The organism is Blastococcus litoris, from assembly GCF_003075095.1.
GTDB classification, from domain to species: domain Bacteria; phylum Actinomycetota; class Actinomycetes; order Mycobacteriales; family Geodermatophilaceae; genus Blastococcus_B; species Blastococcus_B litoris.
The window spans coordinates 460,512-475,443 of record NZ_QCZF01000001.1; the positions used below are offsets into that span (position 1 = coordinate 460,512).

Consider the following 14,932-nt stretch of genomic DNA (forward strand, 5'->3'; position numbering starts at 1 on the left):
CGCACCACCGCCTTCGGCCTCGCGCGCTACTCGGCGGGCCGGTCCTCCTCGACCAGCGCGACCGAGGTGATGCGGTGCACGGCGAAGGTGCTGTTCTCGCCCCGCCGCTCGTCGTAGCCCTGGAGGAAGCCGCCGACCAGCGACACCGGGCGCACCACGCGCTGGCTGCCGCTGCCCTGCGCGTCGACGTACCCGAGCCACACGGGCGCGCCCTCCCGGACCGCGCGCGAGAGCAGCTCCAGCGTCGTCGCCGTCGTCACCCCCGGCACCTGCCGGACGGCCTCGCCGCGGCGGGCCGACAGCGCGGCGTCCCCGGCGCGCATCTGGCGCACGGTCGCGCCCACCTCGTCGGGGGTGAGCGCCCTCGGAGCCGGCGCGGAGTCGGCTGTCTTGCGGCCGAGCGCGCGCGGGCGGGCCGGGGGCCGGGTGAGGACGGCGCCGCCGGCGCGCTCGCCCGCCGGCGCGTAGCCCGCCTCGCGGAGCGCGGTGAGCACCTCGTCGGCACCCAGGCCGCTGACCAGCACCCCGGGCGCGAGCCGGCGGAGCTCGGCCGACGCCGTCCGCCGGTCGTTGAGCACCTGCGACAGCAGGCCGTGGTCGTCGGACCGCACGTAGGACTCGATGGACCCCACGCGCAGCCGCCCGTGCTGCCGGGCGACGTCGTCGATCAGGTAGTCGAGCGCCTGGGGGACCGGCGTGCGGGAGGACCGGCCGAAGAAGTCGTGCAGGTCGGAGGCGGACCAGCCGGCGTCCAGGGCCCGGCGGACGCTGGGCTCCGACACCCGGAAGACCGTCGCGCCACCGGAGGACTCGACGTCCGCGACGACCGCGAGGGTGTCGGCCAGCTCGGCGACCAGCGGCCCGGGCGCGATCAGCGAGAGGTCGGGCTGGGCGAGCACGTGGTCGACCGGCTCCGGCAGCAGGCCGCGCATGCCGTCGGCCGCGCCGTCCTCCCCGGAGGCGAGGAGCCCGCGGCCGGCCGTCGACAGCACCCCGCCGACGAGGACGCCGAGCCGCGCGGCCTCCTCGAGCATGCCGGGGACGGGCGCCAGGCGGTCGGCCCGCCGCGGCGTCCGCCAGCGCAGCAGCGCCACCAGGTCGTCGGGCGCGAGCCCAGAACCGGCGGGGTACTCGCCGAGCACCGTCAGCGCCGCCCGCCGGATCGCCGGGGCGGTGTGCCGGGTCAGGTCGGGCGACAGCGGGTTCACCGCCTTGCCGGCGACGTCGCGCTGCCCCACCAGCGAGGGCAGCCGGACCCCGGTGAGCCAGCCCCCGGCCAGCACCGCCCAGCGGTCGGGCAGGTCCTGCTCGCGCCAGATGTCGTAGGCGCGGGTGGGCAGCCACTCGTCGCGGTGCGGGCCGCCGACGTCCAGCAGCCCCGCGGCGTAGGCCAGCTCCAGCAGCCAGGCGGCCTCGGGCTCGCCGACGTGCAGCGCCTTCGCCAGCCGCTTCTGGTCCCGGACCCCCACGCCGCCGCTGCGCAGCAGCCCGGCCGGCTCCTCCTCGAGCAGCGTCAGCAGCTCGCCGATCCGGCCGACGCTCTCCAGCGCCGCGCCGGCCGCCCGCCGGTCGACCGACTCGACGTCGCGGGTGACGACCGCCGGCTCGGGGCGCAGCTTCGGCGGGCCGTAGGGGGAGTCGCCCCGCAGGTGCAGGCCGATCTCGCGGGGCAGCTCGACGTTCAGGGCGTCGATGCGGGCCAGCAGCCCTCGTTGCAGCAGCCGGCGGGCCGGCGTCGAGCCGCCGTTGGGGGAGTCGGGCAGGTGCCCGACCGGGCGCTCGCCGGCCAGGCGCTCGAGCACCTCGCGCTCCTCCGGCGCCAGCTCGGCGATCGTCGCCGCGAGGTCCGACGGCAGCTGCACGCGCAGCTCCGTCGCCCGGCGGCCCAGACCGCCCGGGTGCCGGACGGCGCGGCGGACCGGGTCGGGGGCGTGCAGGGCGTCATCGCCCCACAGCAGGGCGCGCGTGGTGAGCCGCTCGAGACCGGTCTCGAGGACGTCGTCCGGCACGTCGGGCAGCGCCGCGATCAGCTCGTCGGGTGCGACGCCGTCGGTCGGGGCGAGCAGGACGACGTCGAGCACCTGCAGGGTGGCGGCGTCCAGCTCGTCGAGGGCGCGGTCGACCGACACGGGCACCGCGAGCCGGCTGGCGAGGGCGACGAGGTCGGACGGCGCCGGGCGCGCCACGTCGGGGCGGGCCGCCAGGAGCGCGCTCAGCTGCTCGTCGCTGCGGGTGCGCAGCCAGCCGGCCAGCGTCGCAGGGGGGTCCGTGGGCATCCGGTCCACGCTACGTCGTCGGTGCAAGCGGCTGGCAGCATGACCGGGTGCACCCGGCCGCCGACGACCCGCAGACCCGCACCGCGCTGGCCGCGCACCAGGCGGGGGCGCTGCGCTGGTTGGGCGGCGGCGTCATCGCCGTCGTCCTCGGCGTGCTGCTCGGGACGGCAGCGGTCACCCTGGCCGGCGGCGGGCGGCGCGTGCCCGGGCTCGGGCTGGCCGTCATCGCCCTGGTCCTGCTCGGGCTGGCCGGCGTCATCGCGGGCACCGGCGCCCTGCTGCGCACGCGGCGGTGGCAGCGGGGGCTGGCGGCGACGCCGTGGCAGACCGGGCGGCTGCGCATCGCCGGGCCCGCCATCATCGCGTTCGAGCCGGACGGCTACGACGAGCTCGACCCCCTTCAGGAGCCGGTCCGCCTGCAGCTGCTGAGCACCGCCGTCTGGCGCACCCGCGCCGTCCAGGCGCTCGACGGCGGGGAGGTCCGCGCGGTCCCGGTCGGTGCGGACCAGTGGGTGCTCAGCGCCGAGGGCCTGCCCACCCTCTACGGCGCCAAGGTGGTGCGCCGGTGACCCGACGGGCCCAGGAGGGGGCGCGTGCGTGCGCCCGGGTACGGCTCGCGAGAAGATGACCCCGACGTGCGCCGCGCGGCGCACCTGGACACGGAGGCGACATGGCCAAGCGCAACGAGAAGCACGCGCACCTGGTGGAGCCCACCTGGGGGCAGTCCGAGGGCGGCGGCCCGCCGCTCACCGAGCTGACGAGCGAGTCCGCCGGTCCGCTGTCGCCCTTCGGTGAGGACCACAGCTTCCCGCTGCCGGTCGAGGCGCTGCGGTACGCGCACCCGACGGACAAGCCCAACCGGGCCGGCGTCCAGACGGCCGAGGGCCGCCGGCGGTGAGCGCGCCCGCGCTGCCGTCCTACAGCAGCGGGACCTCGACGGTCCCCCTGCTGGGCGACACGATCGGGGCGAACCTCGATCGGACGGCGGCGCGGGTGGGTGACCACGAGGCGCTGGTCGAGTGCGCCACGGGTCGCCGGTTCAGCTACCCCGAGCTGGTCGCCGAGGTCGACGCCTGCGCGCTCGGCCTGGACGCCCTGGGGGTGCGGAAGGGGGACCGGGTCGGCATCTGGGCGCCCAACTGCGCCGAGTGGGTCTTCGTCCAGTACGGGACGGCGAAGCTCGGCGCGATCCTGGTCAACATCAACCCGGCCTACCGCACCCACGAGCTGTCCTACGTGCTGCGCCAGGCCGGCATCTCCGTGCTGATCAGCGCCCCGGACTTCAAGACCAGCGACTACCGGGCGATGGTCGTCGAGGTCCGGGACCAGTGCCCGGAGCTGCGCGAGGTCGTCTTCCTCGGCGACGACGCCTGGAACCGGCTGCTGGAGACCGGCCGGGCCGCCGACCGCGACCTCCTGGTGCGCCGGGAGGCCGAGCTCTCGGCCGACGACCCCATCAACATCCAGTACACGTCGGGGACCACGGGGTTCCCGAAGGGCGCCACGCTCACCCACCACAACCTGCTCAACAACGGGTTCTTCGTGGGTGAGGGCTGCGGCTACACCGAGGCCGACCGCGTCTGCATCCCGGTGCCCTACTACCACTGCTTCGGCATGGGCATGGGCAACCTCGGAGCCACCTCGCACGGCGCGACGATGGTCATCCCGGCGCCCGGGTTCGACCCCGCGCTGACGCTGAAGGCCGTGCAGGACGAGCGCTGCACCTCGCTGTACGGCGTCCCGACGATGTTCATCGCCGAGCTGGCCCTGCCCGGCTTCGCCGACTACGACCTCTCCTCGCTGCGCACCGGGATCATGGCCGGCTCACCGTGCCCGGTCGAGGTGATGAAGCGGGTGGTCAGCGAGATGGGCATGACCGAGGTGACCATCTGCTACGGCATGACGGAGACGTCGCCGGTCTCGACCCAGACCGGCGCCGACGACGACCTCGACCGGCGGACGTCGACGGTCGGGCAGGTCCACCCGCACCTCGAGGTGAAGGTCGTCGACCCGGAGACCGGCCTGACCGTGCCGCGCGGGACGCCGGGGGAGTTCTGCACCCGCGGCTACTCGGTGATGCTCGGCTACTGGGAGGAGCCGGAGAAGACCGCCGAGGTCATCGACCGGGCCCGCTGGATGCACACCGGCGACCTCGCGGTCATGGACGACGAGGGGTACCTCAACATCGTCGGCCGGATCAAGGACATGGTCATCCGCGGCGGGGAGAACGTGTACCCGCGGGAGATCGAGGAGTTCCTCTACAGCCACCCCGACGTCGTCGACGCCCAGGTCATCGGCGTCCCCGACGAGCGGTACGGCGAGGAGCTCATGGCCTGGGTGCGGCTGCGCGAGGGAGCCGAGCCGCTCACCGCGGAGGCCCTCCGGGAGTTCTGCGCGGGCAGGCTGGCCCACTACAAGGTCCCGCGCTACGTGAAGGTCGTCGAGGAGTTCCCGATGACGGTCACCGGCAAGATCCGCAAGGTCGAGATGCGCGAGGTCTCGGTCGAGGAGCTCGGGCTCCAGTCGGCTGCCGCCGTCCGCAACGCCTAGAGACTCTCTGTACGGAAGGGGTCTAGGCGTTGGCCTTCGAGGACGGGGTCAGCCGCACGATCAGCTTGGACAGCAGGCTGCCCACCACGACCCAGATCAGCGCGGCCAGCCCGTCGTTGATCGCCTCGGCGATCTTCGGGTCCGACGGCGTGAACAGGTCCTTGGTGAACCAGCCGAAGGTGTCCCGCCAGCCGGCGGTGAAGCTGACCAGCCCGTTGGCCGGGTTCGCCTCGAACAGCACGAAGACCGCGTGGATCACGATCACCGCGGCGATCACCGAGCACACGACCCGCACGATCGTGGCGACGAGCGAGAAGACGCGGGCTGCACCGTTGCTGGCCATGCACCGCATCGTGGCGCAGCGGCGCCCGGTGCGCGAGTCGTCGGGTAACAGTCAGGTCGCGCCGACGGGGACGACGAGCGCGCGGTGGTCCGACAGCGGCAGCTGGACCGCCTCGGCCGGCCCGGTGGCCGCCAGCCCGCCCCGCACCAGGACGTGGTCGAGCTGGCGGCGCGGGCGGCCCGCCGGGAACGTCGTCGCCGTCGCGACCGGCCGCAGGCCGCTGACCTTGGCCGCCTGCGCCTGCTGCATGTTGAGGTCCCCCATCAGGACCAGCGGTTCCCGCGTGCCGGTCAACGACCGCACGAGCCGGCGGAGCTGGGAACCGCTCCAGCCGGGGATGAACGACAGGTGGGTGTTGCACACCGTGAACTGGCCGAACGGGCCGTCCAGGACGGCGGCGACCGCCACCCGCGGCTCGTCCCGGGCCAGGAACGGACGTCGGGTCATGGGCGACCACAGCGGGACGCTGACCCGCAGCGGCGGCAGCCGCACCACCCGCCAGGAGACGACCGGGTACCGGGACAGCAGCGAGACGCCGTAGCTGGCCGAGCCCGGCTGCTCGTCCCCGGTGGCGGCCATCCACGTGCCGCCCGGCGTCCCGGACAGCGCGGCCACGAACTGCGAGTCGACGGCGCCCATCGCCTCGGCGGCCACGGCGGTGAGGTCGGCGCCCAGCGACCGGGGCTGGTCGCGGTCGACCTCCTGGAGCCCGAGCACGTCGGCGTCCAGGCTCTTGATCGCCCCGGCCAGGCGGTCGACGTCGACGCGGCCGTCCTCGAGCGAGCGCCCGTGCAGGATGTTGAAAGTCGCGATGCGCACAGGCTCCCTGTGCCCCGAGCGTGCGGGTTCTACCGCCGATGTTCGCCCGGCCGCCGCACGGGGGTAGCTGTGCGGTGTGCAGCCATCGGAGCGGGACGAGATCCGCGACCTCCTCAAGCGGACCGCCGTCGCGTTGAAGCAGGGCGACGTGCCGTTCGCCCTGTGCGGCGGCTACGCGGCGTGGGTCCGTGGCGCGCCGGAGCCCGACCACGACGCCGACTTCCTGGTGCCCGCGGCCGAGTCGGAGCGGGCGGCGAAGGTGCTCGCCGAGGCCGGCCTCGAGATCTCGGACCCGCCGGAGGACTGGCTGACCAAGGTCGTCAGCGGCGACTCCTTCGTCGACGTCCTGTGGCGGACCTGCGGGCACCCGGTGGAGACCGACCTCATCGACCGGGCGGAGATCCTCCCGGTCCTGTCGGTGCACATGCCGGTGCTGCGGGCGACCGACATCGTCACCACGAAGCTGATGGCGCTCGACGAGCACTACTGCGACTTCTCGCGGATGCTCCCGGTCGCCCGGGCCCTGCGCGAGCAGGTCGACTGGGCGGAGGTGTCGCGGGCCGTCGCCGGCAACGACTTCGCCGTCGTCTTCCTCGAGCTGCTCGACCGGCTGGACGTCGTCCCCAAGGCCGCTGCCGCCTGACCGCGCCGCCGATCAGGCGGGCAGGACCACCGCGACGGCGGTGAGCACGCCCACCACCAGGACCGTCGCCGTGACGCAGGCGGCCGACCACGGTGCCGCCGCACCGCGTCCGGCGGCGACCTTGCGTCGCACGTCCCGGTCGCGTGCGGGGGCCAGCGCGCCGAGGACGGCCAGGCCCAGCAGGGCAGCGGCGCCGGCCAGGAGCAGCACGACCGGCTGGGACTCCCGGACGGCGCGGTGACCGAGCAGCCCCGCCACCGCGAGGACGCCGAGCCCGGTGCGCTGCCAGGCGAGCGCGGTCCGATCCGGCTGGGTCTCGACCGGCGCCGTCACCGGCCGATCACCTCGACGCCGACCAGGACGGCGACGACCACGATGACGGCGGCCACCGCGGCGGCGACCGCGGGGAGCAGCCAGCTCGTCGGCAGCGGGCGGCCCGCGCCGATGGCCTCCTCGTTGGCGTGCCAGCGGCGGTACCCGGCCGCCGCGGTGGCCAGCCCGATGAGCACGAGCGCCAGGGCCACCGCCGAGCTGCCCCAGCGCACACCGAGATCGGGGGCGTACGTGGCCACCGCGACCCCGCCGGCGACCAGCGCCAGCCCGGTCCGCAGCCAGGCGAGCAGGGTGCGTTCGTTGGCCAGGGTGAACCGGTAGTCCGGGTGCGCGCCGGGGCCTGGGGAGGGGTCCACGCGGTCAGGCTAGGGCGGGGACCGGACGCGTGCGGAAAGGCAGGTCCGGGGTGCGGCGGCGGGCGGCTAACCTGTCGGGAGAGCGGCGGCGTGCCGCCGTCGTCCTCCCGGCCTGCGTGCCGGACCCGGCAGCGAGCAAGACGAGGGATCGAACGTGCCCACCGGCAAGGTCAAGTGGTTCAACCCGGAGAAGGGTTTCGGCTTCCTCGCGCGCGAGGACGGCCCCGACGTGTTCGTGCACAAGGACGCGCTCCCCGCCGGGACGTCGGAGCTCAAGCCGGGCCAGCGGGTGGAGTTCGGCATCGTCGCCGGCCGCCGTGGCGACCAGGCGCTGCAGGTCCGCATCCTCGACCCGCTGCCGTCGGTGGCGGCCACGGTCGCGGCCAAGAGCCGGAAGAAGCCCGACGAGCTGGTCCCCATCATCGAGGACCTGATCAAGCTGCTCGACGACGTCGGCGAGGGGCTGCGGCACGGCCGGCACCCCGACCGCTCGGAGTCCCGCAAGGTCGCCTCCGTGCTGCGCGCGGTCGCCTCGGACCTCGAGGCCTAACCCGCCGGCGGGGCGCTGGAGGTCGGCGTCCCGCCCAGGTCGCCGCCGGCGCGCAGGAAGCCGATCGGCCAGGCGCCGGTGAACTCGCCGCACGCCCCGCCCTTGTCCTCGACGACCACGAGGTAGAAGGCCGGGGGGACGACGTCGTCGGTGGTGATCCCGTCGAAGGTGCGGTCGCCCTCGGGGACGTCGACCTCGCCGATCATCTCCTCGAGCTTCTCGTCGAAGACCTGCACGCCCCAGCCGCGCTCGGCGACCGACTGCGGCACCGTCAGGGTGATCGTGGCGCCGGGGGAGACCTCGAGGATCGGCGGCGTGCTGTCGTAGCGCTGGCCCTCGCCGTCCAGGCAGAACTGGGTCGGCCGCACGCCGAGCTGCTGGGGGCCGACCTCGACGTCGACGTCGGGAGGAGCGGCCGGCTCCCCGGAGCCGCAGCCGGCGAGGAGCGCGACGAGCAAGAGGGGCAGCAGGGTCGGGGCTCTCCTGCTCACGACCACGAGGGTCCCACGGGCGCTGTCGGGGCATCCGGGGAGATCCCCTCCGGCGGGGTCGACCGCCGGCCGCGGTAGAGGCTCCACAGCACGAGACCGACCGCGAGCACGAGCAGCGCCGCGGCGACGGTGAAGCCCAGCCAGCCGGTCGGGGGCAGTGCGATGCCGAGCGCGCCGCCGACCACCCACGAGATCTGCAGCCAGGTCTCCGACCGGGCGAAGGCCGAGGCGCGCAGGCTGTCGGGTACCTCCCGCTGGATGATCGCGTCGAGGGCCACCTTGCCCAGCGCGTTGGTCACCGCGGAGACGCCGGCGACCACGGCCGCCATGGCGAAGCTGTAGAAGATCGCCGCCAGCAGGGTGATCGCCGCGGCGGAGGCCGCCGAGACCAGGACAAGGCGGTCGGGTGCGGCGCTGTGCATCCGCGAGCCGATCGCCGTCCCGGCGAAGCTGCCCACCCCGGCCGCCGCGGCGATGGCGCCCAGGGCGAGCGTGCCCTCCCAGCCCTCGTAGTTCGCCTCGACCAGGAACGCGCTGAAGATGGTGAGGAAGCCACCGAGGCCGCGCAGCGCCGCGTTGGCCCGCAGGGCGAGGACGACGTGCGGGCTCACCCGCCGCCGGCTGCTGCCGACCGGTATCTCCGCGGTGGTCAGCACGTCGGCCGACAGCTCGCCGGCCGGGACGTCGACGTGCGGGGGCAGGCGGACGGCGAGCACCCCGCCGACGGCGAAGACGATCGCGGTGGCGCCGAGCTCCCAGTCGAAGCCCAGCAGGGCCGCCATCCCGGCCGCGATCGCGCCGGCCACGCCCGCCGTCGCCAGCCCGAAGACCGACAGCCGCGCGTTGGCCGAGGTCAGCGACATGGCCGAGGGCAGCACCCGCGGGACCACGGCCGCGCGCAGGACGTTGTGCGCCTTCGACAGCACCAGGACGCCGAGCGCCGCCGGGTAGAGCCAGAAGTCGTCGAAGTGCCGCATCATGACGAGCGCCAGCAGGGCGCGGCCGAGGTGGCTGGCGGCCATCGCCCAACGGCGGCCGCGCTGCAGCCGGTCCAGCGCCGGCCCTATGACCGGCGCGAGGACGGCGAACGGCGCCATCGTCACGAGCAGGTAGAGCGCGACGTTGCCGCGCTGCGCGTCGGAGGCGGCCGCGAAGAACAGCGTCCCGGCCAGGGAGACCGCGATCATCGCGTCCCCGGCCATGTGCAGGGCGTTGACCCACAGCAGCTGGGTCAGCCCGCTCTCCCCGGCTCCGTCGGCCCGGCTCGCGGCCCGGACCCGCCGGGCCGCCGCGGCGGTCAGCTCCCGGGACCGCGCGGCCGCGACCCGCGTGACGGTCAGCTTCCCCGGTGGGGGACCTGGCAGTTCGGCCGTCGGGGGCTCGCCCGGCGAGGACATCGGCCGCGTCGACGGCGGCGGGATGTCGAGCGGGGTGGTGTCGGCCCGCTCGAGCGGGGGAGGGTTCGTGCGGCCCACCGTGCGCAGGCGCCGGCCGGCCCCGGGCGGACGGCGGGAGGCGGACACGCCACCATCGTGCCGCACCCGGCGCGGCGGGTGGTCGCCCGACGAGGTGGACGCGTCAGGGACAATGGCCGGATGACCGAGTCCCCTGCCGATGTCCTGGCCGCCGCGGTGGAGCAGGCGCGCGCCGCCGCCGTCGAGACGGCCGGTGACGAGGCCCTGGTCGGCGACCACCTGGGCACCGCGTCGGAGGCGGTCGTCCCCGAGACCGGCGAGGTGGCGCCCGAGGTGGTCGGCGAGGTCCTGACCCACTTCTTCGCCAGCCGGCTGCCCGGCTACGTCGGCTGGCACTGGGCGGTCACCGTCGCCCGCATCCCGGGCGACGACGAGGTGACCGTCGACGAGGTCGTCCTGCTGCCCGGCGACTCGGCGCTGCTGGCCCCCGCGTGGGTGCCCTGGCACGAGCGGCTTCGGCCCGGCGACCTCTCCGTGGGCGACGTACTGCCCTCCACCGAGGACGACCCGCGTCTCGCGCCGGCCTACCTGGCCGACGACGACTCGGCCGAGGACCCGGAGGGTCGCGTCGTCGCCGAGGAGCTCGCGGTCGGCCGCGAGCGGGTCATGTCGGCCGAGGGGCGCGCCGAGGCACTGGGCCGCTGGAACGCCGGCGACTTCGGACCCGGCTCCCCGATGGCCCGCCAGGCCCCCGGGCCGTGCGCGACCTGCGGCTTCTACCTGCCCCTGGCCGGGTCGCTGCGCCAGAGCGTCGGCGCCTGCGGGAACGCCTACTCACCGGCCGACGGGCACGTGGTCACCGCCGACTACGGCTGCGGCGCGCACAGCCAGGCCACGCTCGTCGTGGACGAGGCCACGGAGGTCGTGCGCACCGCGCGCTACGACACGGGCAACTTCGACGTCCTGACCGACTAGTCGCGGCGGGGCGTCTGGCCCTGCAGCCGCATGATCCACAGGCCCAGCAGGCCCAGGCCGATGGCGGCCACGCAGGTCCAGGTCCACATCCGGTCGACGCGGTCGCCCAGCAGGAGCAGCACGACGAGCGCCACGGCCCAGACCGCGATGCCGATGCGCACGACGCGGGCGGTGTCCACGCGCAGGGGCGGCGGGGCGGGCTTGGTCACGCTGCGACTCTAGGGCGCGCCCGGAAGGTCACGATCGCGGAACCCCTTCGTGCGGCAACGATGGCGCGTGCCTCGGATGCGACGGACGTGTGGCACTCTGTCGCCGCTCGTCGCCAGCCACCGCCACACGGGGAGTCCGCATGCCCGACAAGTCCCGTCCCACCACGGGATCCACCACCGCGAACGCCGACGGCGGCACGCCCGCGGACGTGGTGGCCTCCGGCGCGACGGGCACGCCGCGCCGCAGCTCCGGGCCGCAGGTGCGCCCGAAGAACGGGCTCGACCGCTACTTCGGCATCAGCGCCCGGCACTCGACGACGACCCGCGAGCTCCGCGGCGGGCTGACCACGTTCTTCACGATGGCCTACATCGTCGTGCTGAACCCGATCATCCTGTCCGGCGCGGACGTCGACGGGAACACGCTGCCCTTCGCCTCCGTCGCCGCCGTGACGGCGCTGATCGCGGGCGTCATGACGATCCTCATGGGCGTCGTCGGCCGCTACCCGTTCGCGCTGGCGACCGGCCTGGGCATCAACGCGATCGTCGCCGTCTTCGCGGCCACCCAGCTCTCCTGGCCCGAGATCATGGGCCTGGTCGTGCTCGAGGGCCTGCTGATCACCGTGCTGGTCCTCACCGGGTTCCGGCGGGCGGTCTTCGAGGCCATCCCGGCCCAGCTGAAGACGGCCATCGCGGTGGGCATCGGGTTCTTCCTGACGATCATCGGCCTCGCGGACGCCGGCATCATCCGGCCGGGCAACCCGCTCATCAGCTTCGGCATCGAGGGCCAGCTCGCCGGGTGGCCGATCCTGACCTTCGTCGTCGGCCTGCTGCTGACCAGCGTGCTCGTCGTCCGCCGGGTCCGGGGTGCGCTGCTCATCGGCATCATCGCCACGACGGTGTTCGCGATCGTCGTCGAGGCGATCGCCGAGATCGGGCCGCGCTTCGGCGCCGACGGTGCCGTGAACGACCGCGGCTGGGCCCTGCAGGTGCCGAGCCTGCCCGACGACGTCGTCGCCAGCCCGGACCTCTCGCTGATCGGCAACTTCTCGCTGTTCGGCGGCTTCGAGCGGATCGGCGTCCTCGCGGCCCTCCTGATCGTGTTCTCGATCATGATCGCCGACTTCTTCGACACCGTCGGCACGGTCACCGCCGTCGGGGCCGAGGCCGGCCTGCTGGACGAGAAGCGCAACCTGCCGAACTCCCAGCCCGTGCTGCTGGTCGACTCGCTGGCCGCGGCCGCCGGTGGTGCCGGCAGCGTCTCGTCGAACACGACCTACATCGAGAGCGCCTCCGGCGTGGCCGACGGTGCTCGTACCGGTCTGGCCAGCGTCGTCACCGGTCTGCTGTTCCTCGTCGCCACGTTCCTCAGCCCGCTGGTCCAGGTCGTCCCGTCCGAGGCCGCCGCCCCGGTGCTGGTCATCGTCGGCGCCATGCTGATCAGCCAGATCAAGGACCTGGTCTGGGACGACATGTCGCTGGTCATCCCGGCCTTCCTCACCATCGCGCTCATGCCGTTCACCTACTCGATCACCAACGGCATCGGCGCCGGCGTGGTCAGCTTCGTGCTGCTGCGCACCGCCGTCGGGCGCCGCCGGGACGTGCACCCGCTGATGTGGCTGATCGCGGTGCTGTTCCTCGTGTACTTCCTGCTCGAGCCGCTGCAGCAGCTGCTCTGAGCAGCTCCTGAGTCCGGCTAAGGAAACGGGATACCCTGGTGGTCGTGAGCCGTACGACGCTGGACACCGCGGCGTTGGCCCACGACCTGCGGCTGGCGGTCATGCGCTTCTCCCGCCGGCTGCGGAACCAGCGGGTCGACACCTCGGTCACGCTCACCCACCTGGCCGCGCTGTCGACGCTGAAGCGCAACGGCCCGATGAGCCCGGGGGAGCTGGCCGCGCAGGAGCGCGTCCAGCCGCCCTCGATGACCCGCGTGGTCGTGGCCCTGGAGGGTATGGGCCTGGTCACCCGGACGCCGCACCCGACCGACGGGCGTCAGGTCATCATCGGCCTGACGCCGGCGGCCGAGGACCTGCTCACCGAGGAGGCCCGCGCGCGGGAGGCGTGGCTGAGCGGCCGGCTGCAGGAGCTGACCGCGGAGGAACGGGGCGTGCTGCGTGAGGCGGCCGAGATCATGGAGAAGCTCGCCGGTGGGTGACCTGCACGAACGCTGACCAGCCGACGTCCCCGGACCCGGGCAGGGGCTCGTTCCGAGCGCTGCGGGTCCGGAACTTCCGGATCTTCGCCTCCGCCAACCTGGTCAGCCTGACCGGCACGTGGATGCAGCGCATCGGCCAGGACTGGCTGGTGCTGCAGCTCTCCGACGACAGCGGGATCGCTCTCGGCCTGATCACCGCGCTGCAGTTCGGGCCCAGCCTGCTGCTCAGCATGTACGGCGGGGTGCTCGCCGACCGCTACGACAAGCGGCGCGTGCTGCTCCTGACCCAGGCGCTCATGGGCGTGCTGGCGCTCGTGCTGGCGTTGCTCGTCGCGACCGACGTCGTGGCGCTCTGGCACGTCTTCGCGCTGGCCGGCGGCCTCGGGGCGGTCGCGGCGATCGACGCGCCGGTCCGGCAGGCGTTCGTGTCGGAGATGGTGGGGCCGCAGCTGCTGACCAACGCGGTGAGCCTCAACTCCACGATCTTCAACGGGGCTCGGCTGATCGGCCCGTCACTGGCCGGGCTGCTCATCGGCGCCTCGTCGGGCGATACGGCCCCCGCCTTCTTCGTCAACGCCGCCAGCTTCGCCTTCACCATCGCGGCGCTGACCTGGATGCGGGCCTCCGAGCTGCGGCGCAGCGAACCCGTCGGCCGGAAGAAGGGGCAGCTCCGGGAGGGTCTCCGGTACACGTGGGCCCATCCCGACCTGGTGCTCGCGATGGCGCTCGCATTCGTGATCGGCACCTTCGGCTTCAACTACCAGGTCACCATCGCGCTCATGGCCCGCGAGCAGTTCGACCTGGGCGCGCAGGCCTTCGGGCTGCTGTCGACCACCTTCGCGATCGGGTCGCTGACCGGGGCACTGCTCTCCACGCGTCGCAGCGTCCGGCCGCGGCAGCGGTTCCTCGTCGTCTCCGCCGTCGTGTTCGGCCTGCTCACCGTCGTGTCGGGACTCATGCCCGGTTACGTCTCGTTCGCCGTCCTCCTGGTGCCCACCGGGGCGGCGGCGCTGATCTTCAGCGTGGCCAACAACAGCTTCGTCCAGCTCGGCGCCGACCCGCAGATGCGCGGTCGGGTGATGGCGCTGTACTTCATGTGCTTCATGGGCGGCACCCCGCTCGGGGCGCCGCTGATCGGCTGGATCTCCGAGCACCTCGGCGCCCCCTGGGGGCTGATCCTCGGCGGGGCCGTCTGCGTCGTGGCGGGCGTCGGGGCCGGAATCTGGCTCGCACGGGGACGGCGGGTGCGTCTCGAGGCCGGCCTGACCCCGCCACGGCTGCGCCTGCGCGTGGGCGCGCCCGGGACGCGGGTGCCCTCGGCGCCGCTGCGGGCCGCGCAGGAGGCGGCCGCCGAGCAGGGCTCGGGGCACCAGACCGTGGGCCGCTGAGCGGAGTACCGTCGCCGGCATCCCAACGGCGGGAGGCGGAGATGCACGTCCCACTGCTGCAGATCGGTGGCACGGTCGCCGTCGTCGCCGCCCTCATCGCCTGGACCGGCCCGGTGTTCCGCTGGTCCCGCCGCGTCGTGCAGCGCCGGAGGGCCGCGCGGAGGCCGGACCCGAGCCGCCGTCCGCTGCAGGTGGTCGCCGCCGACGTCCGGCGGCTGGGCCGGTCCGTGGCGCTCGTCCCCGCCGGGGCGCCGATGGCGCGCCGCCGCGCGCTGACCGCCGCCTACGACGACGTCCTCGTCGAGGCGGCGCAGCAGCTGGAGGTCGCGCACGAGCTGCGGACGACGCCGGAGGGCCCGGCGCGCGACCTCGAGCGGCTGCGGCTGGTCGCGGCCCTGGAGGCCGCCGGCCTGGCGGTGCAGGCCTGAG

The 14,932-nt window shown here is 74.4% G+C and carries 18 protein-coding genes; 10 read left to right on the plus strand and 8 right to left on the minus strand.

Annotation, left to right across the window (positions count from 1 at the left end):
- Nucleotides 1-26: 26 nt before the first annotated feature.
- A complete protein-coding gene (locus DCS98_RS02295; protein WP_116450131.1) occupies nt 27-2,276 on the minus strand; it encodes a helicase C-terminal domain-containing protein in 2,250 nt (749 codons plus the stop codon).
- A 47-nt stretch (nt 2,277-2,323) separates the two neighbouring features.
- Between DCS98_RS02295 and DCS98_RS02300 the strand changes: the two genes are divergently transcribed.
- The 3 genes from DCS98_RS02300 (at nt 2,324) to DCS98_RS02310 (ending at nt 4,826) form a co-directional block, all read left to right on the plus strand.
- On the plus strand, nt 2,324-2,845 hold the full coding sequence (locus DCS98_RS02300; protein ID WP_116449699.1) for a hypothetical protein: 522 nt from the start codon (nt 2,324-2,326) through the stop codon (nt 2,843-2,845).
- 101 nt (nt 2,846-2,946) lie between these two features.
- Nucleotides 2,947-3,174, plus strand: a complete 228-nt coding sequence (locus tag DCS98_RS02305; protein ID WP_116449700.1) for a hypothetical protein — start codon at nt 2,947-2,949, stop codon at nt 3,172-3,174.
- Complete coding sequence (locus DCS98_RS02310; protein ID WP_116449701.1) at nt 3,171-4,826, plus strand: AMP-binding protein; 1,656 nt, start codon at nt 3,171-3,173, stop codon at nt 4,824-4,826. Before DCS98_RS02305 ends, DCS98_RS02310 begins: the two co-directional genes overlap by 4 nt.
- Nucleotides 4,827-4,848: 22 nt before the next feature.
- Here DCS98_RS02310 and DCS98_RS02315 read toward each other — a convergent pair whose 3' ends face one another.
- Both DCS98_RS02315 and DCS98_RS02320 read right to left on the minus strand, forming a co-directional pair.
- On the minus strand, nt 4,849-5,169 hold the full coding sequence (locus DCS98_RS02315; RefSeq protein WP_116449702.1) for a hypothetical protein: 321 nt from the start codon (nt 5,167-5,169) through the stop codon (nt 4,849-4,851).
- Between the two features lie 51 nt (nt 5,170-5,220).
- Nucleotides 5,221-5,988, minus strand: a complete 768-nt coding sequence (locus tag DCS98_RS02320) for an endonuclease/exonuclease/phosphatase family protein (protein ID WP_116449703.1) — start codon at nt 5,986-5,988, stop codon at nt 5,221-5,223.
- A 76-nt stretch (nt 5,989-6,064) separates the two neighbouring features.
- Here DCS98_RS02320 and DCS98_RS02325 point away from each other — a divergent pair, with 76 nt between their 5' ends.
- Nucleotides 6,065-6,631: a nucleotidyltransferase family protein gene (locus tag DCS98_RS02325; protein WP_116449704.1), complete on the plus strand. Its 567-nt coding sequence runs from the start codon at nt 6,065-6,067 to the stop codon at nt 6,629-6,631.
- Between the two features lie 12 nt (nt 6,632-6,643).
- Here DCS98_RS02325 and DCS98_RS02330 read toward each other — a convergent pair whose 3' ends face one another.
- Nucleotides 6,644-6,964, minus strand: coding sequence for a DUF202 domain-containing protein (locus tag DCS98_RS02330; protein WP_116449705.1), 321 nt, complete (start codon nt 6,962-6,964; stop codon nt 6,644-6,646).
- On the minus strand, nt 6,961-7,320 hold the full coding sequence (locus tag DCS98_RS02335) for a YidH family protein (protein WP_116449706.1): 360 nt from the start codon (nt 7,318-7,320) through the stop codon (nt 6,961-6,963). The genes DCS98_RS02330 and DCS98_RS02335 overlap by 4 nt, the downstream gene beginning before the upstream one ends.
- A gap of 154 nt (nt 7,321-7,474) precedes the next feature.
- On the opposite strand from DCS98_RS02335, the gene DCS98_RS24150 reads away from it, so the two are divergent.
- A complete protein-coding gene (locus tag DCS98_RS24150) occupies nt 7,475-7,870 on the plus strand; it encodes a cold-shock protein (protein WP_116449707.1) in 396 nt (131 codons plus the stop codon).
- On the opposite strand, the gene DCS98_RS02345 is transcribed toward DCS98_RS24150, so the two are convergent.
- Nucleotides 7,867-8,361, minus strand: a complete 495-nt coding sequence (locus DCS98_RS02345; RefSeq protein ID WP_241037052.1) for a DUF2771 domain-containing protein — start codon at nt 8,359-8,361, stop codon at nt 7,867-7,869. The genes DCS98_RS24150 and DCS98_RS02345 overlap by 4 nt on opposite strands.
- The gene (locus tag DCS98_RS02350; protein WP_116449709.1) at nt 8,358-9,884 is read right to left on the minus strand and encodes an MFS transporter; all 1,527 of its coding nucleotides are present in this window, start codon (nt 9,882-9,884) and stop codon (nt 8,358-8,360) included. Before DCS98_RS02350 ends, DCS98_RS02345 begins: the two co-directional genes overlap by 4 nt.
- 72 nt (nt 9,885-9,956) lie before the next feature.
- Here DCS98_RS02350 and DCS98_RS02355 point away from each other — a divergent pair, with 72 nt between their 5' ends.
- Nucleotides 9,957-10,751: a DUF3027 domain-containing protein gene (locus DCS98_RS02355; RefSeq protein ID WP_116449710.1), complete on the plus strand. Its 795-nt coding sequence runs from the start codon at nt 9,957-9,959 to the stop codon at nt 10,749-10,751.
- On the opposite strand, the gene DCS98_RS02360 is transcribed toward DCS98_RS02355, so the two are convergent.
- Entirely contained in the window at nt 10,748-10,960 is a 213-nt protein-coding gene (locus tag DCS98_RS02360; RefSeq protein ID WP_116449711.1) for a DUF2530 domain-containing protein, read from the minus strand. The two genes, DCS98_RS02355 and DCS98_RS02360, sit on opposite strands and share 4 nt — an antisense overlap.
- Nucleotides 10,961-11,100: 140 nt before the next feature.
- Between DCS98_RS02360 and DCS98_RS02365 the strand changes: the two genes are divergently transcribed.
- Genes DCS98_RS02365 through DCS98_RS02380 form a run of 4 tightly spaced genes read left to right on the plus strand, consistent with a single transcriptional unit; the run spans nt 11,101 to nt 14,931 of the window.
- Complete coding sequence (locus tag DCS98_RS02365; protein WP_116449712.1) at nt 11,101-12,636, plus strand: NCS2 family permease; 1,536 nt, start codon at nt 11,101-11,103, stop codon at nt 12,634-12,636.
- A 44-nt stretch (nt 12,637-12,680) separates the two neighbouring features.
- On the plus strand, nt 12,681-13,115 hold the full coding sequence (locus tag DCS98_RS02370) for a MarR family winged helix-turn-helix transcriptional regulator (protein WP_116450132.1): 435 nt from the start codon (nt 12,681-12,683) through the stop codon (nt 13,113-13,115).
- The gene (locus DCS98_RS02375; RefSeq protein WP_116449713.1) at nt 13,112-14,503 is read left to right on the plus strand and encodes an MFS transporter; all 1,392 of its coding nucleotides are present in this window, start codon (nt 13,112-13,114) and stop codon (nt 14,501-14,503) included. Before DCS98_RS02370 ends, DCS98_RS02375 begins: the two co-directional genes overlap by 4 nt.
- 41 nt (nt 14,504-14,544) lie before the next feature.
- Nucleotides 14,545-14,931 carry a hypothetical protein gene (locus tag DCS98_RS02380; RefSeq protein ID WP_116449714.1) on the plus strand — a complete coding sequence of 129 codons (387 nt, stop codon included), beginning with the start codon at nt 14,545-14,547 and terminating at the stop codon, nt 14,929-14,931.
- The last annotated feature ends 1 nt before the right edge of the window (nt 14,932 follow it).